The 26371-nt window shown below is 67.5% G+C and carries 25 protein-coding genes, 1 tRNA gene and 2 pseudogenes; 17 read left to right on the forward strand and 11 right to left on the reverse strand.

Features of this window, described 5'->3' with window-relative positions; translation table 11 throughout:
* Positions 1-96: 96 nt before the first annotated feature.
* From AB0B91_RS55355 to AB0B91_RS55370, 4 genes are all read left to right on the forward strand, one after another.
* A complete protein-coding gene (locus AB0B91_RS55355) occupies positions 97-564 on the forward strand; it encodes an NADH-quinone oxidoreductase subunit B (protein ID WP_246651094.1) in 468 nt (155 codons plus the stop codon).
* On the forward strand, positions 561-1094 hold the full coding sequence (locus AB0B91_RS55360; protein WP_358339716.1) for an NADH-quinone oxidoreductase subunit C: 534 nt from the start codon (positions 561-563) through the stop codon (positions 1092-1094). The genes AB0B91_RS55355 and AB0B91_RS55360 overlap by 4 nt, the downstream gene beginning before the upstream one ends.
* Positions 1087-2028, forward strand: a complete 942-nt coding sequence (locus tag AB0B91_RS55365; protein ID WP_358339718.1) for a complex I subunit 1 family protein — start codon at positions 1087-1089, stop codon at positions 2026-2028. Before AB0B91_RS55360 ends, AB0B91_RS55365 begins: the two co-directional genes overlap by 8 nt.
* An 87-nt stretch (positions 2029-2115) precedes the next feature.
* Positions 2116-3096, forward strand: a complete 981-nt coding sequence (locus AB0B91_RS55370; protein WP_358339720.1) for a hypothetical protein — start codon at positions 2116-2118, stop codon at positions 3094-3096.
* Between the two features lie 217 nt (positions 3097-3313).
* Here AB0B91_RS55370 and AB0B91_RS55375 read toward each other — a convergent pair whose 3' ends face one another.
* Positions 3314-4513, reverse strand: coding sequence for a serine/threonine-protein kinase (locus AB0B91_RS55375; protein ID WP_358339722.1), 1200 nt, complete (start codon positions 4511-4513; stop codon positions 3314-3316).
* A 208-nt stretch (positions 4514-4721) separates the two neighbouring features.
* On the opposite strand from AB0B91_RS55375, the pseudogene AB0B91_RS55380 reads away from it, so the two are divergent.
* The 7 genes and pseudogenes from AB0B91_RS55380 to htpX form a co-directional block, all read left to right on the forward strand.
* Positions 4722-5003 (forward strand): annotated as a pseudogene (locus tag AB0B91_RS55380) (4Fe-4S binding protein); the annotation flags it as partial.
* A gap of 887 nt (positions 5004-5890) precedes the next feature.
* Positions 5891-6454 (forward strand): NADH-quinone oxidoreductase subunit J, encoded by a 564-nt coding sequence (locus tag AB0B91_RS55385; protein ID WP_358339724.1) that lies wholly within the window; start codon positions 5891-5893, stop codon positions 6452-6454.
* A pseudogene (gene nuoK / locus AB0B91_RS55390) lies at positions 6454-6738 on the forward strand (NADH-quinone oxidoreductase subunit NuoK); the annotation flags it as partial. The gene AB0B91_RS55385 and the pseudogene nuoK, both read left to right, overlap by 1 nt.
* A gap of 380 nt (positions 6739-7118) precedes the next feature.
* Positions 7119-9011: an NADH-quinone oxidoreductase subunit L gene (locus AB0B91_RS55395; protein ID WP_358339726.1), complete on the forward strand. Its 1893-nt coding sequence runs from the start codon at positions 7119-7121 to the stop codon at positions 9009-9011.
* A 31-nt stretch (positions 9012-9042) separates the two neighbouring features.
* Positions 9043-10674 (forward strand): NADH-quinone oxidoreductase subunit M, encoded by a 1632-nt coding sequence (locus AB0B91_RS55400; protein ID WP_358339728.1) that lies wholly within the window; start codon positions 9043-9045, stop codon positions 10672-10674.
* On the forward strand, positions 10671-12254 hold the full coding sequence (locus AB0B91_RS55405; RefSeq protein ID WP_358339730.1) for an NADH-quinone oxidoreductase subunit N: 1584 nt from the start codon (positions 10671-10673) through the stop codon (positions 12252-12254). The genes AB0B91_RS55400 and AB0B91_RS55405 overlap by 4 nt, the downstream gene beginning before the upstream one ends.
* A gap of 128 nt (positions 12255-12382) precedes the next feature.
* Positions 12383-13234 carry a zinc metalloprotease HtpX gene (gene htpX, locus AB0B91_RS55410; protein ID WP_358339732.1) on the forward strand — a complete coding sequence of 284 codons (852 nt, stop codon included), beginning with the start codon at positions 12383-12385 and terminating at the stop codon, positions 13232-13234.
* A gap of 40 nt (positions 13235-13274) precedes the next feature.
* On the opposite strand, the gene AB0B91_RS55415 is transcribed toward htpX, so the two are convergent.
* From AB0B91_RS55415 to AB0B91_RS55435, 5 genes are read right to left on the reverse strand one after another with little or no spacing between them, the layout of a single operon-like run.
* On the reverse strand, positions 13275-13484 hold the full coding sequence (locus tag AB0B91_RS55415; protein WP_358339734.1) for a ferredoxin: 210 nt from the start codon (positions 13482-13484) through the stop codon (positions 13275-13277).
* A 19-nt stretch (positions 13485-13503) separates the two neighbouring features.
* Positions 13504-14706: a cytochrome P450 gene (locus AB0B91_RS55420; RefSeq protein ID WP_358339736.1), complete on the reverse strand. Its 1203-nt coding sequence runs from the start codon at positions 14704-14706 to the stop codon at positions 13504-13506.
* Between the two features lie 54 nt (positions 14707-14760).
* Entirely contained in the window at positions 14761-15225 is a 465-nt protein-coding gene (locus tag AB0B91_RS55425) for an NUDIX domain-containing protein (protein ID WP_358339738.1), read from the reverse strand.
* Positions 15226-15259: 34 nt separating this feature from the next.
* Positions 15260-15985 (reverse strand): WYL domain-containing protein, encoded by a 726-nt coding sequence (locus AB0B91_RS55430; RefSeq protein WP_358339740.1) that lies wholly within the window; start codon positions 15983-15985, stop codon positions 15260-15262.
* A 12-nt stretch (positions 15986-15997) separates the two neighbouring features.
* Entirely contained in the window at positions 15998-16975 is a 978-nt protein-coding gene (locus AB0B91_RS55435) for an alpha/beta hydrolase (protein ID WP_358339742.1), read from the reverse strand.
* A gap of 156 nt (positions 16976-17131) precedes the next feature.
* Here AB0B91_RS55435 and AB0B91_RS55440 point away from each other — a divergent pair, with 156 nt between their 5' ends.
* Positions 17132-17968: a hypothetical protein gene (locus AB0B91_RS55440; RefSeq protein ID WP_358339744.1), complete on the forward strand. Its 837-nt coding sequence runs from the start codon at positions 17132-17134 to the stop codon at positions 17966-17968.
* 103 nt (positions 17969-18071) lie between these two features.
* On the opposite strand, the gene AB0B91_RS55445 is transcribed toward AB0B91_RS55440, so the two are convergent.
* Positions 18072-18578 carry a hypothetical protein gene (locus AB0B91_RS55445; RefSeq protein WP_358339746.1) on the reverse strand — a complete coding sequence of 169 codons (507 nt, stop codon included), beginning with the start codon at positions 18576-18578 and terminating at the stop codon, positions 18072-18074.
* Between the two features lie 92 nt (positions 18579-18670).
* Entirely contained in the window at positions 18671-18970 is a 300-nt protein-coding gene (locus tag AB0B91_RS55450) for an antibiotic biosynthesis monooxygenase (RefSeq protein ID WP_358339748.1), read from the reverse strand.
* Positions 18971-19058: 88 nt separating this feature from the next.
* On the opposite strand from AB0B91_RS55450, the gene AB0B91_RS55455 reads away from it, so the two are divergent.
* Complete coding sequence (locus tag AB0B91_RS55455; RefSeq protein WP_358339750.1) at positions 19059-19529, forward strand: MarR family transcriptional regulator; 471 nt, start codon at positions 19059-19061, stop codon at positions 19527-19529.
* A gap of 4 nt (positions 19530-19533) precedes the next feature.
* On the opposite strand, the gene AB0B91_RS55460 is transcribed toward AB0B91_RS55455, so the two are convergent.
* Positions 19534-20352, reverse strand: a complete 819-nt coding sequence (locus AB0B91_RS55460) for a hypothetical protein (RefSeq protein WP_358339752.1) — start codon at positions 20350-20352, stop codon at positions 19534-19536.
* 175 nt (positions 20353-20527) lie between these two features.
* Here AB0B91_RS55460 and AB0B91_RS55465 point away from each other — a divergent pair, with 175 nt between their 5' ends.
* Complete coding sequence (locus AB0B91_RS55465) at positions 20528-21487, forward strand: ankyrin repeat domain-containing protein (RefSeq protein ID WP_358339754.1); 960 nt, start codon at positions 20528-20530, stop codon at positions 21485-21487.
* Positions 21488-21744: 257 nt separating this feature from the next.
* Here the strand turns inward: AB0B91_RS55465 and AB0B91_RS55470 are convergent, their stop codons facing one another.
* The gene (locus tag AB0B91_RS55470) at positions 21745-22242 is read right to left on the reverse strand and encodes a YajQ family cyclic di-GMP-binding protein (RefSeq protein WP_358339756.1); all 498 of its coding nucleotides are present in this window, start codon (positions 22240-22242) and stop codon (positions 21745-21747) included.
* 663 nt (positions 22243-22905) lie between these two features.
* Here AB0B91_RS55470 and AB0B91_RS55475 point away from each other — a divergent pair.
* A tRNA-Tyr gene (locus AB0B91_RS55475) sits at positions 22906-22987 on the forward strand.
* Positions 22988-23620: 633 nt separating this feature from the next.
* Complete coding sequence (locus AB0B91_RS55480) at positions 23621-24400, forward strand: hypothetical protein (RefSeq protein WP_358339758.1); 780 nt, start codon at positions 23621-23623, stop codon at positions 24398-24400.
* A gap of 783 nt (positions 24401-25183) precedes the next feature.
* Here the strand turns inward: AB0B91_RS55480 and AB0B91_RS55485 are convergent.
* Entirely contained in the window at positions 25184-25627 is a 444-nt protein-coding gene (locus AB0B91_RS55485) for a hypothetical protein (protein ID WP_358339760.1), read from the reverse strand.
* Positions 25628-26049: 422 nt separating this feature from the next.
* Here AB0B91_RS55485 and AB0B91_RS55490 point away from each other — a divergent pair, with 422 nt between their 5' ends.
* The gene (locus tag AB0B91_RS55490; protein WP_358339762.1) at positions 26050-26280 is read left to right on the forward strand and encodes a hypothetical protein; all 231 of its coding nucleotides are present in this window, start codon (positions 26050-26052) and stop codon (positions 26278-26280) included.
* Positions 26281-26371 lie beyond the last annotated feature (91 nt).

The raw sequence follows: 26371 nt of genomic DNA on the forward strand, positions 1-26371 counted from the left end.
CTCCTTGGGTAGATCACGCGGGACAATGGCCATATGGCAGCCACGGATCTCCCGATGCCCACGGTGGGGCCGATCTCGCGCTTGGCACCCAAGCCGATGCGCTTCGTGCTCAACTGGGGGCGGCGTTATTCGCTGTGGGTGTTCAACTTCGGGCTCGCCTGCTGCGCGATCGAGTTCATCGCGACGTCGATGAGCCGCCACGACTTCATCCGGTTCGGGGTGATCCCGTTCGCCAACGGGCCGCGCCAGGCCGACCTGATGATCGTCTCGGGCACCGTCACCGACAAGATGGCGCCCGCCGTCAAGCGCCTCTACGAGCAGATGCCCGATCCGAAGTACGTGATCTCGTTCGGCGCCTGCTCCAACACTGGGGGCCCCTACTGGGACTCCTACTGCGTCACCAACGGCGTCGACCAGATCATTCCCGTCGATGTCTACGTGCCCGGCTGCCCGCCCAGACCTGAGGCGCTGCTCCACGGGATCATGAAGCTCCAGGAGAAGATCGCCGCCGAGAAGCTCAGCGACCGCTACGTCTGGTCCCGCTCGCACGGGGACGTGTCGTGACGCCTGAGGAGCGCTTCGGTGAGCGGGTCTCCGTCTCCACCTCCTTCGGCGAGACCACCGTCGACGTCGGCACGGCCGACTGGATCGAGGTCCTGACCTTCCTCAGGGACTCCGGCCACACCTTCTTCGACTGGTTGACCGGCGTCGACGATCCGCCCGACGGGTTCTTCGTGGTCGCCCACGTCTACGACCCCGACTCGTGCGAGCGGGTGCTCGTCCGCACCCGGGTGCCGCGCGCCGATCCGCGGCTGCCCACCGCCGTGGGCGTCTACCGGGGCGCCAACTGGCACGAGCGCGAGACGTACGAGATGTTCGGGGTGCTCTTCGACGGCCATCCCTACCTGGTGCCGCTGCTGCTGCCCGACGGGTTCGAGGGGCATCCGCTGCGCAAGGACTTCATCCTCGCCGCCCGGGTGGCCAAGCCCTGGCCGGGAGCCAAGGAGCCGGGCGAATCCGGGCACGGCTCGCCGAGCCGGCGCAAGACGCTGCCGCCCGGCGTACCCGCCGACTGGGGGACACCCGATGCTTGACGTGGTGCTGCGCTTCGCCGCCATCCTCATCGTGTTCCTCGTGCTGCCGTTGATCGTCGGGCAGACCGAGCACAAGGTCATGGCGCACATGCAGTCGCGCCTCGGGCCGATGTACGCGGGCGGCTTCCACGGCTGGGCGCAGCTCATCGCCGACGGGGTGAAGTTCGCGCAGAAGGAGGACGTCATCCCGGCCGCCGCCGACCGGCGCGTCTTCATGATCGCGCCCGGGGTCGCGCTGGTGCCGTACCTGCTCGTGCTGATCGCCATCCCCGTCGACCAGGGGCTGGTCGGCGTGGACCTCGACCTCGGGCTGTTCTTCGTGCTCGCGGTGATGGGCATCGGCGTGCTCGGCTCGATCATGGCGGGGTGGGCGTCGGCCAACAAATACTCGGTGCTCGGCGGCATGCGGTCGGCCGCCCAGCTCATGTCGTACGAGCTGCCGCTGGTGCTGGCCGCCTCCTCCGTCGCGATGGCGGCGGGCACGCTGTCCATCCCGGCGATCGTCTCGGCGTGGCAGTGGTGGTGGCTGCCGTGGCAGGCCATCGGCGGCGTGGTGTTCTTCCTGGCCGGGCTGGCCGAGCTGCGCCGGCCGCCGTTCGACATGCCGATCGCCGAGTCCGAGATCATCATGGGGCCGATGACCGAATACACCGGGATGCGGTTCGCCCTGTTCATGCTCTCGGAGTACGTCGGGATCGTCGTGCTGTCGTTCCTGACCACCGTGCTGTTTCTGGGCGGGTGGCACGGGCCGTTGCTGGCCGGATGGGTGTGGACGCTGGTCAAGGTGTTCGCGCTGGCTTTTGTGGTGATCTGGCTGCGAGTGAGCTTTCCCCGGATGCGTGAGGACCAGTTGCAGAAGCTGGCGTGGGTGGGGCTGGTGCCGTTGGCACTGGTCCAGTTGGCGCTCACGGGCGTCGTGAAGGTGCTCACGTAGTCCCGCTGGTTTGTCGGCTGTTTGTCGGCACTTTACCTCCGACTTATCCGTCTTATGTGGATAGGGGGCCTATGGAGGGTGATCTTCATGGACGTTCGATCTCAACCTCGGCTTCGGCCGGTCGCGGGGGCGGTGGCGGGGACTCCCTGTCCCCGGACGGAGGTGTTATGGGACGGCTCGGCGTTGGCCGTCTCCGACAACACGTCCGGCCAATCCGTGCGGCTGATGCCCGCGACGCTCTACCACTACCGCTACGAGCAGCGGGTCCTCGTGTCGAGGGGGAAGGCCAAGACCCTCTCGGTCCAGGGGCTGGCCGCGCTCGACGGCGACGGCCTGGTGCTGCTCGACCTGCCGGGTGAGTGGTACGTCCCGGACGTGGCCGCGTTCGTGAAGTCCGCGGGCCTCCCCATCGTCGACGCCCGCGGAGACACCTCGAAGCGGGTACGGGCGGTGCTCGCCGGCCGCGCCCCAGGCTGGCGCCGCTTCCGGGGCCTGCGGCCACCGTTCTTGGCCAGGTACCGCGGGCCGGTGAGCATCGGGGTCGGCGTCGCCGGGCTGGCGCTGATGGTCTACCTGGCGTCGACCGGTATGTGGGCGGCCTGGCGCGGGATCTCCATGGTGGGCAGGTCGCTCCTGGACCTTCTGGAGGTCAAGTGGCTGGCCATCGGCTTCAGCCCTCTGCTCCTCGTGCTGCGCCCGGTGTCCGCCCGCGTCCACCGCTGGCGCGCGGACCGCGGCCTGATCCTCGGCTCCGCCGGGGGGCCGTATCTCTCGGTGCTCCCAGGCGAGAAGTTGCAGGTGCATCGGGGCAAGGAACAGACACCGTCCATCGAGATCGGCGAGGGCCGGAGGAAGGCCGCGTCCCTGCTGCTTTACCGCTATGAGGAACTGGCCGGGCTGTTCGTCCTCGACGGGAACGGCAGTCCGCTGCACCACCTGCCCGGCGGATGGGCCCCTGATGCCGTCCACCGTTTCGCGGACCGCCACCTGCTGCGGCTGGCGGTGCACTCGATCTCGCGGGAGGAGTATCTGAACCTCACGCGCAACACCCGGGACGCCACCATCTGACCCCGGTTGTCCTGATCACCGTCCCGTTACGGGGCGCACCACGCACACCTCAGGGCCGTTGAAGTGACAGGGCCCGGCCCTGGTCGGCGGGCAGTGGCTGGGTTGGCTTGCCGTACAAGATCGCGATCTTCTCCCCGATCGGTGGTCGGCATCCATGACGGCGGATCGCTCTGATCGGTGGTTGGTGTCTGTGACGGCGGATCGTCCCGATCGGCGATCAGTGGACGATTGCCAGCATCACGTCAGACGCGGATGGGCGGTCGTCGGGGCTCTTGTGCAGGCAGGAGCCCACGATGCTGCGGAGGGCAGGCGGCAGTGGCGACAGGTCCGGGTGGAAGGTGAGCACCCGATTGAACACCGCCGGCACCGTGTCCTCCCCGAACGCCGGCCGCCCCGTCGCCGCGAACATCATCGTCACAGCCCAGCTGAACACGTCGGACGCCGGCCCCACCGGCGCCCCGGTCAACTGCTCGGGCGACATGTAAGGCGGGGTGCCGACCATCTTGCCCGAGGTCACCGTCATCTGGTCGAGCGCCCGCGCGATCCCGAAGTCGATCACCCGCGGCCCGTCCGGCCCGATCAGCACGTTGCTCGGCTTGAAGTCGCGGTGGACGATCCCCGCCTTGTGGATGGCGGCGAGCGCTCCGGCTGTGGATAACGCCAGCCGCGTCAGGCTGTCCTCGTCGCGCGGGCCGTACTTCCGTACGAGATGTTCGAGCGACGGGCCCTCGACGTATTCGCTGACGATGTAGGCGTGCTGACCCGTGATGCTGACGTCGAGCACCCGCGCCGTGGAGAACGTCGCCACCCGCCGGGCCGCGTCGACCTCCCTGGCGAACCTGGCCCGTGCCACGTCGTCGACGAGGTCGTGCAGGACCTTGACGGCGACGCGTACGCCGTTGGGCGCCATCGCGAGATAGACCGCGCCCTGCCCGCCCCGCCCGAGGGGTTGGAGCACCCGGTAGTGCCCGATCCACTCGGGCTCGTGCGGCCGGCGCTGGGGACTCGGAGAGGTGGTGCGCTGGTGCAGATCGAAGGGCGGCGGAGTGCTCCGGTGCTGGTGGGGAGGCTGATAGACCGGTCTGTTGCGGCGTGCCCTGACCATCGTGGGGACCAGGATGCCCGAGTGGATGACCCCACCCAGCCAGCTGACGACGAGTCCGATCGAGACCAACCCCGACAGCGGGGCCGGGATGTCCTCGAACTGGTCGTAGGCCAAGGCCGCCATCACGAAAGAGCCGATGGAGATGGCGTAGATGCCCGCCGCGACAACATGCCATGTGCTCCGCAGCCAGTAGGCCGCGAACCCGATCGTGAACGGTGTTGCCAGCCCGCACGTCATCAGCGGCAGCACCGCCCACACGATGGCAGCCGCCCACGCTCCGCTAGTGGGGCGGGCAGGCTGGCTGTACGACATGGCGGGAAGACTATCGCGCAGGACTTTCACATATCGGCTGTGGACACATCTTGTGGATAACCTTCGGTCAGCCTGTGGATGACTGTGGAAAACTTGGGGACAACGGGCCAGGATCATTCACCTGCACGGTCAAGTGCGACATGATGTTGATATGGCGCGGATACCGGGAGTCGGCCTCGCGAAGGGTCTATCGGTGACTCTTCGCCACATGCTGCGCAAATCCGTAACGCAGCAGTATCCCGAGGTCAAGCCCGCCCTCCCGCCCCGCAGCCGCGGCGTCATCGCCCTGGTCGAAGAGAACTGCACCTCCTGCATGCTCTGCGCACGCGAGTGCCCCGACTGGTGCATCTACATCGACTCGCACAAGGAGACCCTTCCGGCCCCTGAGGGTGGGCGCGCCCGCCAGCGGAACGTTCTCGACCGGTTCGCCATCGACTTCGCCCTGTGCATGTACTGCGGGATCTGCATCGAGGTGTGCCCGTTCGACGCGTTGTTCTGGTCGCCCGAGTTCGAGTACGCCGAGGGCGACATCCGCAACCTTCTGCATGAGAAGGACCGGCTCGCGGCCTGGGCCGCAACGGTCCCGCCGCCGCCCGCCCACGACCCCGGCGCCGCACCCCCGAAGGAACTCACGGCCGCTCCCCGCCGCCCTGGCACCGCAGGCCCGGCCGCCGCCCGCCCTGACACCGCAGGTCCCGCCGCCGCCCGCCCAACCTCCGGTCGCACTGATGCCGATCGCCCCGCCGTCGCAGGTTCGACTGCCGACCGTTCTGGCCCCGCGGGTTCGGCGGATGACCGTCGCGGTGCCGCAGGTTCGGCCGCTGGCCGTTCTGGCGTCGCGGGTTCGGCCGCTGACCAGCGGAGTGCCGCAGACTCGGCCGCCGCCCGGACCGGCACCGCTGACCGTCCTGGCAGGCCAGGCCCCGCATCCGGGTCGTCGGCACCTGCTTCCGGGCCGGCCGCGCCCACATCCGATCGGTCCGCACCTACATCCGATTCGCCCGCGACCACATCCGATCGGCCAGCGCCCTCATCCGGGCCACCCGCACCTACTTCCGGTCCGCCCGCGCCCACATCGGGCCCGCCGAAACCCACTTCCGGTTCGCCTGCGCCTACATCTGGTCGGCCAGCGCCTGCTTCCGGTCCGTCGGCACCCGCTTCTGGTCCGTCGGCATCACCTTCAGGCGGTCCGTCATCCACAGGCCGGCCATCTGCCGAAGCGTCATCCACAGGCTCGGCCGAACCGTCGCAGCCACCCGGCGCGGGGGAGCAGAATTCTCGCGCGAGCCGGCGCGGGCGCAGGATGGCCGATCCTCGATCCATCCGCCCGCCCGGGCGGCTCGGCCCTGATGAGACAAGGGAGTCCGGGGAGGATTCGTGACCGAGGCGGTGCCCTCCTACCTGTCACCCACCGGGCAGGAGATCGTCTTCCTGCTGCTGGGCGCGGTGGCGGTCGGATCCGCGCTGCTCGTCGTCACGACCAGGCAACTGGTCCACGCCGCCCTCTGGCTGGTCGTCTCCTTCGGCGCCCTGGCCGGCGGCTACCTGGTGCTGACCGCCGAGTTCGTGGCCTGGGTGCAGGTGCTCATCTATGTGGGCGCGGTGGTGGTCCTGCTGCTGTTCGGCATCATGCTGACCCGTGCCCCGATCGGCCGTTCCGCCGATCTCGACAGCGGCAACCGGTGGGCGGCGGCCGTGGTGGCGGTGGCGACGGCGGCCGTCCTGGTCACGATGGTGATCGACGGCTTCCGTACGGCGTACACACCGCTGAAACCCGGCTCCGGCGCCGCCAAGGAGCTCGGCGCCAGCGTGTTCAGCACCTGGGTGCTGCCGTTCGAGGCGCTCTCCGTGCTGCTGCTGGCCGCGTTGATCGGCGCCATCGTGCTGTCTCGCACGGACATTCCCGGGGGTTCGCCACCCGAGCAGACCGGGGGTTCTTAGTGCACATCGTCTACCCGGCGGTCGTCTCCGCGCTTCTCTTCTCCGTCGGTGTCTATGGGGTGCTCGCCCGGCGCAACACGATCCTCGTGCTGATGTCGGTCGAGCTGATGCTCAACGCCGTCAACCTCAACCTGGTCGCGTTCGACGTGTGGCTGGGCGATCGGCTGCACAGCGGCCAGGTGCTCACGCTGTTCATCATCGTGATCGCCGCCGCCGAGGTCGGGCTGGGCCTCGCGATCGTACTGGCCCTCTACCGCAACCGCCGTACGGTCGACATCGACCAACTCCGCGACCTGTCCGAACCCGGCACCCCGGACGACCCGGTAGGTCCCGGTAGGTCGGGCGGCCCGATAGGTCCTGGCGTGTCGGATGATCCGGCAGGCTCCGGTAAGTCGGACGGCCCGTCAGGTCCCGGTGCTTCGGACAATCCGGAAGCTCCCGAGAGGTCGGTTGACCCGGTAGGTCCCGGCGCTTCGGACAATCCGGAAGCTCCCGGTAAGTCGGGCGGTCCGTCAGGCCCCGGCACCTCGGACGATTCGGCAGACCCGCCGACTCGTCGGTCGGGGGAGCCCGCAGCGGCGGGGGATTCGGCCGAGACAGCCGAGGCGGCCGAGACAGCCGCGCCTGTCAGGCGAGGGGGCACGTTGTGACGATCTTCCCGCTCTTGGCCGTCGTTCTCCCCTTCGCCGCGGCCTTCGCGGGTCTGCTGCTGTCGCGTTGGCCACACCGACGCCCGGCGGGCACAACGGGACCAGCGGCAGGCGAGGGTGCCAACGCGCGGGCGGCGTGGATCGCGGTGGTGCCGACGGCGGTCGCCGCGGTCCTGGCGCTCTGGCTGGCCTGGGAGCCCGGTTTCGCCTTTCTCGAAGGCGCCAGGCCGGGTCCAGCGGTCGGCCGCACTTACGGCACCATCGGCACCGGCGCCATCCCGATCTCGCTGACCCTCCAGGCCGACGACCTGTCCGCCATCCTCGGCGTCCTGGTGACCCTCGTGGCGCTGGCCGTACAGGTCTACTCGGTCGGCTACCTCCACGACGACTCCCGCTATCCCTCCTACAGCGCCTTCATCAGCCTGTTCACCAGCGCGATGCTGCTGGTGGTCTACGCGGGCGACCTCCTCGTCCTCTATGTGGGCTGGGAGATCATGGGCCTGTGCTCATACCTGCTCATCGGCCACTGGTGGGAGGACAAGGGCAACTCGCGAGCCGCCATCAAGGCGTTCCTGGTCACCCGGCTCGGCGATGTCGGCTTCCTGTTCGGCATCTTCGTGCTCGGCGCCGCCGCAGGTAGCTTCCGGATAACGGATGTGCTGGCGAAGGTGCCTGAGATGTCCACAGGCACGCTGGTGGCCGGCACGATGCTGCTGCTCGCCGGGGTGGCGGGCAAGAGCGCGCAGGTGCCGCTGCACACCTGGCTGCCCGACGCGATGGCGGGCCCGACGCCCATCAGTGCGCTGATCCACGCCGCCACCATGGTGGCCGCCGGGATCTTCATCGTGGCGCGGCTCTTCCCCGCGTTCCAGGCCGCCCGCCCCACACTCGACGTACTGGCCGTCCTGGCCGCCCTCGGCATGCTGGGCGCCGCCCTGGCCGCGCTCGCCCAGGACGACCTGAAACGTGTGCTCGCGTACTCGACGATCAGCCAGCTCTCCTACATGGCCGGCGGGCTGGCGGCGGGTTCCGACAGCGCGGCGATCTTCCACCTCCTCACGCACGGCGCGTTCAAGGCGCTGCTGTTCCTGTGCGCGGGCGCGGTCATCCACCACGTCGGCTCGAACCTGATGACCCAGATGGGCGGCCTGAGACGGGAGCTGCCGGTCACGTTCGTCACGATGACGGTTGGATTCGCCGCCCTCGCGGGGCTGCCCCCGGCGAGCGGCTTCTTCAGCAAGGACGAACTCCTGCTGGCCATGGACCACGCACTGTCGAGTGGCGGTCTGACGGACGCCGCCGCCCTGCTGCTGTACGGGTGCGCGCTCGCGACCGTCGCCGTCACCGGGGCGTACGCGACGAGGGCCTGGCTCCGTACCTTCTTCGGCCAGGCGAGAGTCGTCGCGCTCCCCGAGCCCGAGCCCGGCATGGCCCACGTGATCGACGTCCGCGAGGCGCCGCGGACGATGCTGGTGCCCATCGTGCTCCTCACGGTTCCCGCCCTGCTGCTCGGACTCGCCGGCGGGCTCCACGTGGACCTGGGGGTGGCGGCCGTCGGAGTCGTGCTCGCGCTGCTCGGTGCCGGGGTGGTGTACGCGTTCTGGCGCAGTGATCCACTCGCCGACCCGGCCCGCCTGCTCGGCCCTCTGCGCTTGCCGTGCGAGCGGGCGTTCTACGTGGACAGTGTGTACTCCGCCCTGTTCGTCCGGCCGATCCTGGCGCTGGCCAGGCTCGTGGTCAGGACGGACGACGTGGTCGTGGACGGGGCGGTGCGCGGCTCGGGACGGTCCGCGCGAGGGCTGTCCGGGCTGCTGCGGCTCGCCCAGAACGGCAACGTCCAGCTCTACGTGAGCGGCGTGCTCGCCGGGGTCCTCCTGATCGTGGTGGGGGCGGTGGTGTTCACATGACGGGTGAGCTTCCCGGGGCGGTGGTGTCCACGTGACGAGCCTGCTTCCTGTCGCGTTGCTGGCCGTGCCTCTGCTCGGGGCGCTGTTGCTCCTGGTGGCGCCGACCGCGTTGCGCCCGTGGCTGCGGGTCTACGGGCTGGTCGTGTCGGGTGTCGCGCTGGTGCTCGCCGTGGTGATGGTGGCGACGTTCGACTACGGTCAGACGGCGCGGCCGCAGTTCGCCGTCGACCGGGAGTGGATCTCTGGGCTGGGGCTCCATTTCCACCTGGCCGTCGACGGCATCTCGCTGCCGCTGATCGCGTTGACCGCCCTCCTGACGTTCCTCTGCTTCGTCTATCTGAGCTGGGGCGACGCGCGCGGTCCCGGCCAGTTGCTGCGGGCGAGAGCGGGCGGTGGGCGGCCTCGGGCGATGGTGTTCACGCTGCTCGTGCTCGAAGTCGGCATGATCGGCACGTTCCTCGCGCTCGACCTGCTGCTGTTCTTCGTGTTCTTCGAGATCGTGCTGATCCCGATGTACTTCCTGATCGCCATCTGGGGCGGCAAGGGCCGTCGCGGCGCGTCGATCAAGTTCATCCTGTACACGCTGCTCGGCTCGGTCGTGATGCTGCTCGGCCTGCTGCTCGTCTGGGCGCGGACCGGCACACTCGACATCGTCGCCCTCGGTCAGGCCCACGGCGCGGGCATGCCCAGAGCCGTGCAGATCCTCGCGTTCGTCGCCATCGGCGTCGGGCTGGCGGTCAAGACGCCCATGTGGCCGCTGCACACCTGGCTGCCCGACGCGCACACCGAGGCGCCCACCGTCGGCTCGGTGCTGCTGGCCGGCGTGCTGCTGAAGATGGGCACGTACGGCTTCGCCAGGATCGCCATCCCTGTCCTGCCCGAAGGGGCGGTGGCGGTGGCGCCGTGGCTGGGGGCGTTCGCCGTGGTCGGCATCATTTACGGTGCTCTGGCGTGCCTCGCGCAGCGCGATCTCAAACGCATGATCGCCTACTCGTCCGTGGGCCACATGGGCTTCGTCCTGCTGGGCTTCGCCTCGCTGACCACGGTGGGCGTCAACGGCGCCCTGTTCGCGAACGTCGCCCACGGCCTCATCACCGGCCTGCTCTTCTTCCTCGCCGGCGCGATCAAGGAGCGCTACGGCACGGCCGACATGCGTGTCCTCGGCGGCGGCATGCTGGCGACGCTTCCCCACCTGGGGTCGGTGCTGACCTTCGCGGCCATCGCCTCGCTCGGGGTGCCCGGGCTGGCCGGGTTCTGGGGGGAGATGCTGTCCCTGTTCGGCGCCTTCCAGCCTGGGGGCGGGCTGCCGCGGGGGCTGTTCCTGACGTTCATGGTGATCGGCGGGCTGGGCGCGGTGCTGACGGCGGCGTACTTCCTCGTCATGCTGTCCCGCGTGACGCACGGGCTGCCTGAACGGGCGCCCGCGATGTCGGCCGGCGGGCCGTCCGGCGGGTCTCACCGGGTGGGCGATACGTCCGAGTGGCCTGGTGAGCGGCCGATCGACGGTAGGCGCGGGAGGCGGCTGTTGCCTGACATCCAGGGGTACGAGTGGGCCGCCTGGGTGCCGTTGATCGTGCTGATCCTGCTGTTCGGGCTCTGGCCCAAACTGCTCCTCTCGCTCACCACACCGGCCGTGCAGACCCTGCTGGGGGCCTTGTCATGATCCAGCAGATCGACTACTTCGTTATCGCGGTGCCTCTGGTCCTCGCGCTGGCGGCCGGGCTCGTGCTGATGCTCGACGCGTTCCTGCCCACCGGAGGGCGGACCCAGACCGGGCTCGGGCTGGTCAGTCTCGGGGGCATCGTCGTCGCGCTGGGGTTCGTTGTAGCGCAGGCCGTACGAGGTGGCGGTCCGCGGGCGACCTTCTGCGTCCCCGAAAGCCTCGCCACCCCGGCGGGGGCAGGGAGCCCAGCGGCGGCGTGTTCGTTCGTGGTCGACCGGTTCACGCTGATCTTCGCGGGGCTGGTGCTGGTCGCGGCCGTCGTCGTCGTGCTGATGTCCATGTCCGAGCTGGCCGGGGGTGGCATTCCGTCTGGTGAGTGGTATTTCCTGGTGCTCTGTACGCTGGTCGGCGCGGTGACCCTGCCTGCCTCGCGAGACCTGATCATGCTGGTGGTGGCCCTGGAGCTGGTGTCGCTGCCGGTGTTCGCCCTCACCGCGCTCAAGCGCTACGACGGGCGCTCCTCCGAGGCGGCGGTCAAGCTCTTCCTCGTCTCGGTCGTGTCGACGGCCGTCATGCTGTTCGGGGTCTCCCTGCTGTACGGGATCGCCGGGACCGTCTACCTCTCCCGGCTCGCCTCGGTGTTCAGCGGGACGGCCACCGCGCCGGGTGCGGCGACGCTGGAGGCTCACTCGTCACTGCTGGCGGCCGATCACGGACTGCCGGGCGTGGTCACGGTCGGGCTGGTGCTCGTCGTGGCCGGTTTCGCGTTCAAGATCGCGGCTGTGCCGTTCCACTCCTGGGCGGCGGACGTCTACCAGGGCGCGCCGGTCCCCGTCGCCGCGCTGCTTTCGGTGATCTCGAAGGCGGCCGGGTTCGCGGGCCTGATCCTCGTCCTGGTCACCGCGCTGCCCGGCCAGGCATCGACCTGGGCGCCCATCATCGCGATCGTCTCGGCGCTCACCATGACGGTCGGCAACCTCCTGGCCATGCGCCAGCGCTCCGCCGTACGCCTACTGGCCTGGTCCTCGGTCGCCCAGTCGGGCTACATCCTGGCCCCGCTCGCGGTGGCGGCCCGGAGCGGAGTGCCCAGTCTCACCTCCGGTGCGGTCGGGGCGTCGGTGGCCTACCTCGTCATCTACGCGGCCATGAACCTGGGCGCGTTCGCGGTCGTCATGCTGGTGTCGCGGACGATCGCGCGCAACGAGCTGGACGACTATCGCGGCCTCGCCTTCCGCAGCCCGGTGGCGGCGATCGCGTTGGCGTTCTGCCTGATCTGCCTGGCCGGGCTGCCGCCGGGGCTGGCGGGGCTGTTCGCCAAGGTGGTGGTGTTCCGGGAGATCATCGAGGGTGGAGCCGGGTGGCTCGCGGTCGTCATGGCCGTCAACACCGTGATCGGTCTGTACTACTACGTGGTCTGGACAGCACGACTGTTCACCCCGGTCGAGGCCGTGCCCGCCGGGGTCCGCCGGGCGTTTCCCGCTGTCTGGGTGGCTGTCGGGATCGCGCTTGTGGTGGCGCTCCTGTTCTCGGTCGCACCCCAGCTGGTGCTGGGGGTGACGTCGCTGTCCGCCTCGGGGTGATTAAGGGGACTCCAGTGATTTGAGCAGGCGGTTCGGTCGCGCTCTGCCCCCAGGTGAGCACGACGGGGAACGATGGACCGGGGGATCGTCGTTGGACCGGGTGAACCCACACCACGAAGGGGGGAACCTTGCACCACAACGGTCTGCGCACCGCCATTCTGCTGGGCGGCCTATCTGCGTTGATACTCGCGGTGGGAGGGTGGTTGGGCGGCGGCACCGGCCTGCAGATCGCGTTCGTGCTCGCCATGGCGAGCAGTGGTGTCGCCTACTTCTTCTCCGATCGGATCGCTCTGTCGGCGATGCGGGCTCGGCAGGTCAGCGAGGTCGAGCAGCCCATGCTCTACCGGATCGTACGGGAGCTCTCCACCGAAGCCCGGCAGCCGATGCCGCGCCTGTACATTTCCCCCACCGTGCAACCGAACGCCTTCGCGACCGGGCGGAGCCCGCGCCAGGCCGCGGTCTGCGTGACGTACGGGCTCACGCAACTGCTCAACCCGGACGAAATGCGCGGGGTCATCGGGCACGAGCTGTCCCACGTCTACAACCGCGACATTCTGCTCTCATCGGTGGCCGGGGCACTGGCCACGATGATCACTTGGCTCAGCTATCTGGCCGTCTTCTTCGGCGGGTCCGACGACGACGAGGGGCCCGGGTTCCTGGGGGCGCTGCTCATGATGCTGCTCGGGCCGGTGGCGGCGGGGATGGTGCAGATGGCGATCTCCAGGACGCGGGAGTTCCAGGCGGACGAGTCGGGTGCTCGGCTGACGGGCGATCCGCTGGCGCTGGCGTCGGCGTTGCGCAAGATCGAGATGGGCGCTCGCCGGCTGCCGCTGCCGGAGAACAGCCGACTCACCTCGGCTTCCCACATGATGATCGCCAACCCGTTCAGCGGGTCCGGGTTCGGGCGGCTGTTCTCCACGCACCCGCCCACCTCCGAGCGGGTGGCCCGGCTGGAGCGCATGGCAGGCTACCGCCGCTAGTCCGCCCCGTCGGGCTCGGGCAGCAGTGCGACAGGCTGGGCTACGTCGTCAGGTCGGGCTCGGACAGTTGGATCGCGGCGGCCGGGCAGACGCTCGCCGCCTCGCGCACGGCCCGATGCAGGCGCGCCTCCGGGCTGTCGTCGAGCAGCAGCACGATCCCGTCGTCCTCGTCCTGGTCGAACACCTCCGGCGCGATCATCACGCACTGTCCCGCCCCGCAGCACTTGTCCCGATCCACCGCCACCCTCATGGCCGTCCCTCCTCCGCGGTCACCACCTGATGGGCACCTGCTGGAGCCCGCCGACGAGCAGCCCCTCGCGGCGGGCCAACTCGCGGGCGGGAACGGCCAGCTCCAGCGAGGGCAGCCGGCGCAGCAGTACGGACAGGACGGTCTGCAACTCGGTGCGCGCCAGCGCCTGCCCCACGCACGAGTACGGCCCGGCGCCGAAGGACAGATGGGCGTTGGGGGAGCGGCTCACGTCCATGTCGCCGGCGTCCTCGAAGGCCTGTCCGTCGCGGTTGGCCGAGGCCATGCTGCAGACCACCGTGGTCCCGGGCGGCAGCGTCGTGCCGCCGACCTCGATCTCCTCGGTGATGTAGCGCGGCATCCCGAATCCGGGGTTCGCGTCGAAGCGCAGGGTCTCCTCGACCGCCGAACGGACGAGCGACGGGTCCGCCAGCAGCCGCTCCCACTGCCGTCGGTCGGCCAGCAGCATCGCCACCATCTTCCCGATCATGTTCGCGGTGGTCTCGTGCCCGGCGACCAGGAGGCTCTGGCCGGTGCCCAGCACCACGGCCTCCGTCATCAGGTCGTCCTCCTTGACGAGGGCGAGGAGGTCGCTGATCAGGTCGTCGCCGGGTTGTGCCTGCTTGGCGGCGATGTGCGCGGCGAAGTACTCGTTGAACTCGGCCTGCGCGGCGTCGATCTCCTTCTGCTCGTACTTCGAGAGATTCATCAGAGTGTCCGACCAGTACGCGAACCGGAACCGGTCCTCGTTCGGCACCCCGAGCAGATCGCAGATCACCCATACCGGCAGCGGAAAGCCCAGGCCGGAGACGAGATCGGCCGGCGGCCCCTGCGCCACCATCGCGTCGATCAGTTGCTCGCTCATCGCCGCCATCCGCGGAGCCATGGCCGCGACGCGCTTGGCGGTGAACGCCCTGCCGACCAGGCGGCGCCACCGCTGGTGCCCCTCGCCGACCGAGGCGGCCATACCGCTCCTGCGTTGGGCGAACGGCCCGCCGGACGCGTTGGTGGTGGTCCTGGCCGCGTTGGCGGCGTCCAGGTGGCGGGTGAACCGCGGATCGGACAGCACCTGCTTGACGTCGTCGTAGCGGGTGAGCAGCAACGCCTCGTCGCCGCTGGCGAGCCGGATCGGCGCCACCGGGCAGCCCTCGCGCAGGTTCGCCCACTCCTCAGGCGGCTCCAGGGCGGTGGGATTGCGGAACGGGTAATCGGGCGTGCCACTCACGGTGACCTCCTGATGGCCGATATGACCGCATTTAAAACAATTGCCTTATTCCCGTCAAGCAGCAGAATTGATCTTGCGTACGATGGCGGCGAGGTCCTCGGGGAAGTAGACCTCGTCGGTGGCCTCCAACTCCTCGGCGCTCCACCACCGATGACCCAGCGTGGTGTCCTTCTCCAGCTCCTCCATGTGCTCGTACGAGATGGTCACGCCCTCGGGCACCCGGACCGCGAAGAACGTCTGGTCCTGGGTGACGGCGTACTCGGCGAAGAAGAACTCGATCGTGCCCGTCCCGTACGGCCCGGTGAGCTGGTCGGCGCCGGCTCGGATGCCGACCTCCTCGTGCAGCTCGCGCAGGGCGGCCTCCTGGAGCGTCTCACCGTCATCGGCGGCGCCGCCGATGGTGTACCAGAACGGCTCGTCGGGCCGGGTGGGATCGAACCCGTGGAGCAGGAGCACCCTGCCCTGTTCGTCGATGGGCAGGGCACGGCCGGTGAAACGGCGCAGGGGGATCTTCGTCACGTCTCCGAATTGTGGGTGATTCCTGGGGTCAGCGCTAGAGGTCGCGGCTCGGCCCGCTGAGCGAACGGAGCGTCTCCGCCTGGCGGGCGCGATCGGCCAGGTCGTGATCGAGTGCGGCGATCGTACGGGCTGGGGAGGGTTCGTCGCGCAGCTCGGCGGCGCGGATGCGGTCCAGGCGGAACCCGCGTCCCGCACGACGGCTACGGCACCAGCCGATCAGATACCAGGAGCCCCCGGAGGCCAGCAGCCCGCCCGGCTCGACCTCCCGCTCGCTTTCCCGGCCGTTCGAGTCCGCGTACCGGATCCAGACCACCCGCTGCCGCGCCACGGCCTGTTCGACGGCGGCGAGGATGCCCGGAACGGTACGGGCGGGCAGCACATGGATCCGCTCGGTCAGCGCGCGGACCTCCTCGGCGGCGGACTCGCCGAGCGCGGCGGCCAGCTTCCGCATCGCGCCCGGACCGGCGGCCGAGAACGGGGTGGCGTCCTCGGCCCCGGCCAGCGCCGCCGCCACCGCGAGCGCCTCGGCGGCGGTCAGATTGATCGGCGGCAGGGCGCTGTTCCTGTCGATGAACCACCCGCCGTACTGCCCCGCCTCGCTCCGCACCGGCACACCGGTCTCCATCAGCGCTTGCAAGTCGCGTTGTACGGTGCGCCGCGACACCGCGAACCTGTCCGCCAGCCACCCAACCGTCCGGGGCCGGGGCGCGATGGCCCGCAACTCGTCGACCAGGGCATACAGGCGTTCGGTACGGTTCATGGCGGTAACAGGTTAGGCGAGGTGGCGTCGGATGAAGTCTTCCTGGCTCGCCAGCTCGCGCCGAGCCAGGGCCGTGGGCTGCAGCGTGAACCCATGCCACCCCTCGGCCGCCACCACCAGCTCGGCCGCGTTCCCCGCCGCCCACCAGCGGGCCGCCATGAACAGCGTGTCATCCAGCACCGGATCGGCCGTGCCCACGGTGAACCGCGCAAGGGGCATCCCCCTCAGCTCGGCGTAGAGCGGCGAGATATCGGGATCAAAGCGTTCCTCCATCTTCCGCCCCGTCAGCGTCTGATCGCGGAACCACTTGAGGATCGGGGCGTTGATCAGCCGATTGCGGTCCCCGGCCCGGCGACTGCTCGGTGTCCCGTGCGCGAGGTCGTACGTGCCGAAGGACAACTGCGCGGCGCGGAACGCCTCGCCGGGCACCAGGCCATGCCGGTCCCGCAACCGCAGCAAGGTGGTCACTGACAGCCGGGCGCCCGCCGACTCACCGCCGATCATCAACCGTTCGGTCCCGAACTCGGCGGCGGCGTGCTCCAGCAGCCAGAGCGCGGCCTGCTCCGCGTCGTCCATGGCAGCGGGGTAGGGATGTTCGGGCGCCAGCCGGTATTCGACGCTGACGACGGCGATGCCGCAGTTGACCGCCAGATCACGCAGCCGCGGATCCTGGCCATCCGCCGAGCCGATCACCCCTCCGCCACCGTGGTAGTGCAGGAACACACCCGCCGGCGCTCGCCCTTCTCCCGGCAAGAAGACCCGCAGCGGGATCCGGCCGCCGGCGGTCCGCCAGCTCCCCTCTGGAAGAGGTGGCGCGGCCGGGAACCCGCCGCCACCCGAACGCTGGAAGGAGCGGGCGGCCGGCGGGTCATTCTGCACGTGGAGCGGGGTTTGGCGGTCGAGTAGTGCTTCCAGGCGGTCGTTGGCGGCGCGGGTCTCGGCTAGGTCGTCCGGGTCGAGTCCGGTGACGAGGATCGTGGGTGGGGTCATGGGGCCAAATTCGACCGGGGGCGCGACACCGTACTGTCACGGTTGCGTGGTGACCTCCATCACAACGCGTTACGCGATCTTCGAAATCTCCGCTGAGCTTGACAGTTGATCTTTTATGCACAAGGTTGTTGCGTCTTTCCCTTCCAAGGAGCCCTCATGAAGCAGACTGTCGTGGGCGTAGCCCTGATCGCAGGTCTGGCGCAGCTCGCCGCCGCCCCCGCGCAGGCAACCCCCCGGGTCGACCCGGTAAAAGCGCTCCAAGCCGCATGGACGCGCGGCAAGGGCATGAACGTCGTATCCACCACAAAGGTCGATTACGGTCGCGGCCTGTTCTACACCTTTTATATGGACGGCACTGTCGGGTTAGGCGCGCAGGGCGAAATCACCTCTGATGAGTCCCAAAGCCTGCAGCTCAGCAAAAGACTGATGAGCGGCCTGAAGAAACTCGGTATGGGGGAGGACGCCGCCGAGGATGAATTACCCCTGCGGGTGATCTCGTCAGGCCACGACGACTACGTCTCAGGCCCGAGCCTTGCCGACGCATTGCCTCAGGGCACGAGCTGGGTGCGTTACCCGTATGCCGATCGGCCGACCGGCAACCTGCTGCTGGATGTTCTGGAGCCGACCACGCTCAAGGCGCTGCTGGCGCACCGTACCTCCTGGCGGGGTGGGGTGCTGAAGGGGACGATCAAGACCGACAAGCTGGCCAAGGTGTCCCGTTCCTTCGCCTCGCGCTTCGGCGCGTACTCCGGGAGCGAGCCCGTCAGCACCGTCGCCTACACCCTCCGCCTGGGCTCGACCGGACTGGTGGAGCGGCTGTCGGCCAAGGGTGTCCTGCGCTCCTACAAGGGTTCCCTCCGGATCGACTCGGACACCCGCTACTCCGCTTGGGGACAGCAGGTCACCGTTCTGCTGCCCCTGAGAGGCGATGTGATCGACCAGGAGCAGCTCAAGGGCAAAGTGCCCAATCAGGTGCCTAGCGCCTGGAATTAGCTGGTCACCACCTGTCCTCACCGGCGGCCTGCGGTCGCTGAAAATCGGGGCCCCCAAACCGATCGCTGAGATAGTCGCCGCGCACCGACGGTAGGGCGCCCGATCAGTTTGCGTCGTCAGGGTCGCCGAAGGCTTTCCGGATCTTGGCGGCGCCGTACTGGCCCGCGGGATTGCAGATCGGGCACGCGCATGGCGGTCTTCCGTGGGCGTCCGGCATGTAGCGCCACCCCGTCACCTGATTGACGCTGCGGATGCGGTGGATCTCGTCAGCCCGGACAGGCCGCGAGAGGAAGAACTCGTACCCGCGCGCATCCGGCTGGGCCGCGATCAGCGCCGCCGCTTTGGCGCTGGTCATCTCGGCGGGAAACCGGCTGTAGTGGCCGACCTGCACCGGTTCGTCATCAGGCACTCGGAAATAGACGGCGACGAGCGTACGCTGCCCGCCTCGCCGCAGCTCGCGGACCCACTGATGGGTGATCTGGTACGACGGGAGCACCGGCAGGCAATAGACGCCAGAGACCCCCTCATGCCCACCGCTCACCGCGCGGATGCCGCTGCGCCGCATTGACCGTGTGTTCTTGGCCGCGGTGATGTGAACAAGCATGGTCATCGTGACAGGCTCCTGGCGAGATCGGGTAGAAGGTGGAAGATGCCCCTATCGCGGGGCCGCGCGCAGGACAGCGGTGGAGCTTGGTGAAGTGGCTACATGCCGGCGTCGGCCAGAACGCCCTCCTCGGCGCTGACCAACTCGGCGATGGTGCCGAAAAAGGCAGCGATGCCCGGCAGGTTGGCGCCCTTGGCACGCGAGGCGGCGAAGTCCTCCGCCGAGCGCCATTCGACGACATCCAGCCACTCGTCCCCGGGCAACCGCACCAGACGGGCACCGAGGAAGCCCTCCCGGTCGCCGCGGAAGTCGGCCAGCATCCCCGGGCGTGCCGCCAGCATCGCCTCCGCGTGGTCAGGGCGCACCTTGAAGCGGGTCAGTTCGATGGTTGTGCTCATGGGTTCCTCCTCGATCGCGGTACGGTGAGAACGGTATAGTCACCCAAGTATATAGTCAACAAAGGTGACTACTAAGCGGAGGCAGATCATGAGGCGTAGCGAGCGAAAGCGGGCGGATCCTGATTTGGGGGTGCTCGCCAGCCAGTTACTGTTCGCCGTGCAGGAGGAACTGTTCGACACCCTCGCGGAGCAGGGACATCCCGGCCTGCGACCGCAGCATGGGGCGGTCCTGGCCTACCTGGATGCCGAGGGCAGCCGTGCCACCGATCTGGCCCGCTCGTCGGGGCAGCACAAGCAGGTCGTCGGCAAGCTGATCGACGAACTGGAGGCCCTTGGCTACGTCGAACGCCGCCCCGACCCCAGTGACCGCCGCGCCAAGCTCATCGTGCCCACAGCGCACGGGCTGGACCAGATGAGTCGCTCGGACGCCATCCTGGCCGCGATCAAGCACCGGCACACGCACGCCATCGGCGCCGACGTGTACGCCGAGTTCGAGCGCCTCCTGCGCGAGATCACAAGACGGCAGCGCGCCTGGCGGGAGAGCGCGGGGGACTTATGACCAGCTACTGGCACTTCCCCTTGAGCCAGGCGCTGAGCTGGGGTGTGTAGTCGGTCGCGATCCGCTTGGTCTGCCGCTGGAGTGCGGCCTGCCAGGCGCTCTCGTTCAGCTTCCACGAGGGCGGCGGTTCCTCCCATTTGGTGACCTCCGGCCAACTGGGCCCACCGGTCAGCACCCGAGCCAGGCCCGCAGCGGTGACGCGCCGCTTGAGCTCGGCCTCGAGGTCGGCGTCATGGGAGTACAGGATGATCTCCTGCGACGCGTACCCCTCCCTGACCGGGTCCAGCACCTCCGCCCATGATCGCGACTTGATCGCGGCGTCGGCGCCGAGCAGGAGCGGCCGGGTCTCGGGCTTGATCTCGACCAGCCCGATCATGCTGTTGGCCTTCATGGCGGCCAGCCACTCGCGGAAGGTGTAGACGGTCTCACCGCTGAAGACGCCCCGGTTGATCGTCCGCCCCTTGAGCGCGGTGTCACCGGCGGCCCACCAGATGTCGGTGATGTTCTTCTTGACGCCGCTCAGGCCCCAGGTGGAGGTGTTGTGCCACATGACGGCCTTCGTACCGTCCTTGGTGAGTTGCAGATCTGCCTCGACCCCCGCCGCACCCCAAGCCTTGTACTTCCGGATCGCCGTGGGGTTGTTGGGCTGGCGTACTTGATCCCTGTTCCAGGTGTCGGCGCCGTTGGCGCCGCTGGGATAGCCGCCGTGACCGAAGATCTGCGGACACGGCGGGAGCGCGGCGTTCGCCATTGCGGGACCGCTCGCAGGCAGTACGGTCGCCAGCACACCCACGGCCAGCCCGCCTGCGACACGCGATAACACCAAGACCCCACCTTTCGATCACGCAAGTCCCGCGACTTTGGCATATCCCACGCAACGCTCGCAACCACAGGGCCCCACGCTCTATGGCGGGCGCTCTCGCATGCCCATCCCGATTTTGTCAGCCCCATCGGCCATGATTGGAACACACTTTCGGTACGTCCTTCCAAGGAGCGCCATGTCTGTCAATGAGCGACTCGGCTGGTCCGGCGTCGGCTGGGATGGCTGGACCGACCTCGACCTGATCCGTGCCCGGCTCGACGCGGGCGCGGACCCCAACTCGGGCGTGCCCCTCCACGTACGACCGTTACACGCCGCGGCTGAGCAAGGCTCACCGGAAGTCATCACGGAACTGGCCCGGCGCGTGGACGATGTCGACGCTGAGCATGAGGGCCGTACCGCGCTCTGGCAAGCCGTCTTCGCCAACCGCCCCGACAACGCCCGCGCACTGGTCGACGCAGGAGCCGACCCGTGGCGGCCAATGATGGGCGGCTGGTCACCCGGACGGCTCAGCCTGGCTGGACTCACCCCAGATCTGTTCCTTGTGCCGCCCGGTCAGGCGGGCCTGTCCACAGCGGAGATTGAGGCGGCGGCGGAGTCCAGGCGGTTGATCGCAGCCTTGGGCACGCTGTACGTGGAGGGCACCGGGCTGGCCTGCGTGGCCGGCATCACCGCGGCAGAAGCGGCAAGGCGGCTGTCGGCCACACCGGTCGAGGAGTCGGAGATCGAGGAGCTCGGATACGACGACGATGACGAAAGCATCCTCACGGTCGGCATCACGGATGTGCCCGGCGGATGTGTCGTCAGCCAGCCCTGGGGATACGGCCCGGAGATGCCCCGGGTCATGAAGCTGCTGTCAGCGGGCACTGTCTGCTACGGGCTCTACGCCAACCCCAAGAGTGGGAACCAGGGGAGCATTGTCCGTGACGGTGTCATCGAGGGCCGAGATCTGCACCCGGGCGGCGGGCACCCGTCGTCCGACGACTCGGCCAACGAGATCCTGGCCTCGTTCCTCTACCGGTACAACGCCGTGGCCTACTGCTGCGCCTACGCGGGACTACGGTTGACGAACGCCGCAGCCGTCAACGGGTCGCCCGACATGTGGGTGCGGCTGCCGGACGGCGACTACTGGCACTGACGACGGCCCGCGCCGAGACGGACTTTGCCCCCAATAAGCCATCTGCCCCCACCGACCGCGCACCTGCTGCCGGGCTCCGTGGTCGCACATCTGATCACCGGCGGCCCGCACGGCCGACCTTCCGCCCCGGCGCGCTTAGCACGTATGCAGAGGAGCGGCCCGAGGCACAGGAGAGAACGCGTGCCCTCGTGGACAGCGTGCTCGGCCGTGTGCCCCGGATGTGCCCTCCGCGATCTCTGACGTACGGTGGGCGCCCGCTACCGGTAATTCACGAACTGCAGGGCGATGTCCAGATCCTTGCCCTTGAGCAGGGACATGACCTCCTGGAGATCGTCCTTCTTCTTCGAGCTGACCCGCAGTTCCTCACCCTGAATCTGGGCCTTGACGCCCTTGGGCCCCTCGTCGCGGATCAGCTTGGAGATTTTCTTGGCGTTCTCCTGGTCGATGCCCTCCTTGAGCGCGACCAGCATACGATATTCCCTGCCGGACAGCTTGGGCTCATCCGCGTCGAGGATCTTCAGGGAGAGGCCTCGCTTGATCACCTTCTCCTTGAACACGTCGAGCGCGGCCCCGGCCCGCTCCTCGCTGTTGGCCTTGATCTCGATGCTCTGCCCGGACCAGCTGATGCTCGCCCCGGTGCCCTTGAAGTCGAAGCGGTGTCCGATCTCCTTGACCGTCTGGTTCAGCGCGTTGTCGACCTCCTGGCGGTCGATCTTGCTGACAATGTCGAAAGATGAATCGGCCAAAACGCACATCCTCTCGCTGCGTAAGCATTAGGCGGTATCCGGTTCCAGTTCTTGCGGACCTCGAAACGCGCCCTCTGCGAACGCGGACCCCAGCGTACGAGCCTAGCCAGCATCGGGGCGTCGTGCAGGGCAGCCGGGCCTTGATCCACGCGCCATGCCGGCGGATCGTCGGCATCGCCTGCCTATCAGGGCGGGTTCCGATCGGGTTGGCAGGCGTCATACAGGTGATCGGGGTCGGCTTCGGTCGTACAGGAATGCTGTCCATGAACAGCGCTCGAGCGGCTGGAAGCCCTACCCTCGCCCCAAGGTCATCCTGGCCGTAGGGACCCAGGGCGTTGGCTGGCCGGTGAACGCGACCATCTTCAAGCACGCGTTACGCACCTTCTCGGGGCATGTCGCCGAGGTCAAGGGAGTGATCTCGATCGAGCGCCTGCTCGTCCTCCAGGTGAGCGCCAGGGCTGGGAGTTGCTGTACGACTTCCCCGGCGTCCCGGTGCTGGAGGAGCCGTTCCCGCCGACCTCCGACGCGGACGCGAGGATGGCACGGTCAGTGGTGGGGCCACTGTTGTTTCGGCGAAGCCGGGAGGTGCGATCCGGCGTGGGACAAACCGGTGTCACGTGTACCTCGGAAGTCCGCTATTCTTCTTTCTGTCGCCGCGAGAGCGGATGACGAGGCAGGTTGCCCGAGTGGCCAAAGGGAGCGGTCTGTAAAACCGTCGGCTCAGCCTACGCAAGTTCGAACCTTGCACCTGCCACACCAGCCTGAAGAGGCCCGTCACCAGCGGAAACGCAGTGACGGGCCTCTCGCGTTGTGTCCGGCCGTCCATGGCGATCACCGGCGCGGCACGGCCATCCACGGCCAATACGCGGCCAAGTTTTCAGGGCTTGTGGCGCCCTGGATGCGCTGGACATGGTGGCCCATGTTGTCGTCGTGGTTGTCGTCAACTCTCGCGCTACCTCAGTCGTGGTCATCTAGTGGCATGGCCTGGCGCAGGAGGGCTGCGGCCGCAATCGACTTACAGGCCTATCCGGGCGCTTCTGGTGTCTCTTGCGATCAGGTGCGGATGAGGTATTCACGCAGGTTCGGAGCGACATCTCTCTGTGTCCTTCCGGGCTACGTAGGACTACCGGCATCCTCGGGAGCCTTCATTGCGCCCTCGTAGAGTTGGGTGATCTTCGACCTACGATCGAGCCACCTGGGGAGACAGCTCGATCATGCCGTTGAGCAGTACCTACGCTTGCGGGCGTCTCGCATCACTTCTCGCTGATTCTGGTGCTCCCACGAAACAGCGATGGAACACCCTGCTCAGATGATCACTCGCGGCCAGCGTCACCGTAAACTTGATCGCGATCCCAGCCCAGGTTCCATACTCTGGTCGCGGAACTCGGTGGTCGACGAACACCGCACGGGACAGGAAGACCATATGCCCTCAGAGAAGGCGATTCTCCAGTACGCCCGCAGGCAAGCTGATGATCTTCAGGCGGGCATGGAATGGCAGCGGGCGGATTCCAGTAGCGGCGGTTACTGGAAGGTGGAGGTCCCCCAGATGAGGGCACAGCTCATCGTACGTGCGGCGGCCGCCCAAGAATTCTTTCGGCAGTACGCAGGCCCCGACAGCTTCTGGTGCCGTCAAGCCACTTCGCTGTACGACAACCACGGCACGAACCAGTCCGTCGAGTCGGGAGTGCACGCAATTGGCGATCTTCTAAGGGCCTGGTGCGAGCAGGTCGAGACGAAGATCGTCGAGATCGTCGGCTCTAGAGCCTGGTCTGAGCTCGGAGTCGCCAGCACTGATGTCATGAGTCAAGTGCGACGGCTTATAGACGACAGAGACGCAGCTCCTGCGGCTCCCATTGTGCTTTGCGGTGCGGCCCTCGAGATGGCGCTACGCGCGCTCATACAGGGCAGATCAGTCCAGATGGGTAACGCACGGCCAACGCTAAGCGGGTACACCCAAGCTCTGTATGCTGCGCAACTGCTAACCAAGCAGGATGTCAAGGATCTACAGCAGCTCGCCGGCCTCCGAAATGAAGCCGCGCACGGCCACTTCGACGACCTCACCATGGAGCGGGCGAAGTTGATGGAGCAACAGACGAACTGGATGCTCCGTCGCCTTGCTGATCTGCAACTCGCGACCCCCTCACACAACATCCAGCAGACCACATAGCGGCGCGCCGATGACGGCTACCTGCGCGCTTGAGGGCACGAAGCTCGACCTGGGATACGACCAGTCTCAGCACCGAGAGCAGCGCCTCAGCCTGACCTTCCGCTTTTCAGGCAACCAGAACACATGTACGGACCATAACAAGGGGGTTCGCGACCTGCCCTCGACTGTCCGTCGACGTCCACCAATGTCCGTGGTCACCCTTCTGAGTTGTCACGCAGTTGGTCACTCACAACCACGGAACAGAGGTGCTTCGCACGCGCTCTTCCAGGACCGTGCTTCGCACGGAGAAGCGCTGCAACATGGTGCAGCCTCTCTATCGCGCGTAGCGCTAATGAGACGCGCGTAGCGCCTCTTGCCCTTCTCCCTTTCGCCAGCGCTTCAAGGCCTGAGAGGGTTTAGGCGGCCTAAGCCGGGAGTGCTGATGTCCTGACCAGCGGACAAAGATGCTCTTGCCAGGAGGTCCCTCAGACGCGAATCCGCCTCTGAGGGACAGTTCGCAGGGTGCCGTCACTCCGCTGTCCCTCCTGGTCGCTGACCTTGCCGCAGGTGAGATACCGTTCAGCGACACGAGAGACAACAGGGACAGGGTCGGTGATTGCTTGAAACGCGCTGCAGTCGGCCCCTGTCATGGACTTATCGGGCGCAAGCCCTCCGTACCGTTCAAACGCAGATACGCGCGAAGCACCTCTATCCAGCCATGGCATACACCAGGCGCCAAGCTCGCCAGGGGACAGCGTCTCTCACTCACTGTCCCCTTACGACGGCTCACGCGCATCGCAGATATTAAGTCTCCACAATCTCTTCGCGGGCCGTGATGGAGTTCCAGACCCGGAAGAATCGCGCCTGATCCAGAGTGGCTCTAATCGCGACGTTAGCGATGTCCTCTTCGATGAGGCTATCGATAAAGTCGTTAGAGATTTCAGAGATCGCCTTCATTTCGATGTCCACCCAGCTAGACTCACCCGGGAACAGCTCCCTGTCGGGCAAGGGCTGCCCGGAGCCTCCATTGGCGAGATGCGCGTACTGTGTGCCCTTGATGAATATCGTCGGGTTGAGGAATACGATAGTGGGCTTGTCTCTATTTCCGCTATAGGCGGCATTGGAACCAGTTACCCTGAGTGTGAACGCTTCGCCCACATTGATATTGCCGCCCTCTTTCCCGACGACCCTTGCGGTGACTCTCAGATATCCATGCAGATTGCGCCATAGATCATAGGCCGCTGTCATCTCTATTTACGCCCCTTCCTGTGGAGTTGAACTGATGATATGAATGTGTATGACTAGCCTCTCTATCCCCCTTCAGAAGCGCGATTAACCCTGGGGCAATTAGAAAAAGATTTCTACGGGATCCTTATCATTCCGTAGACATAGCCTTTGGGGCACGGGGAATAGGGAGCTGTCACGCGGCCGGATAACCGCGTCAATGTGGAGCCGCGCGCCTCTGAATAAAGATGCTCTTGCTTGAGGGCTCTCAGACGTGCACCCGCCCCTGAGAGACAGTCGCAGGGCGTGGAGTTGGTCGTGGAGACACCACCCGGCGAATGATCTTCGCCGGGTGACAGTTCTGCGGAATACTGCGGCAATCTGCTGATTGGCTAAATCATTGCGCGGCTGATATTGGCGAGCCTCTTGACCTGAGTAGACGCCTCGTGGAATCCATTCTGCGGATTGTGCAGCTGACGGCTGGAGTTCACCATCTGAACGCCTGGCAAGCGGTCGTTGATGTCATCGGCAGGACATGGTGCGCCGCGGCCTCTTCTTCCCCATTGCCTACGCTGATCGACGAGCTCAACCGCGAGGGCGCCCGCCGGATGCTCGCAGAGACGCTCAAAGCTGAGTTCGATCGCCTACCTCGCCCGGTTCGCTGCGAGCGTGACTAGTACGGCAGCCGCCATTTGTTAGTTGACCTGGATATATGCGGTGGTCAGGCGGGCTCGGTGATGGAACCAGCGGGCGCGTGCTTGATGGCGG

Origin of the sequence: Nonomuraea sp. NPDC049141, assembly GCF_040648415.1 — a bacterium.
Lineage (GTDB): Bacteria > Actinomycetota > Actinomycetes > Streptosporangiales > Streptosporangiaceae > Nonomuraea.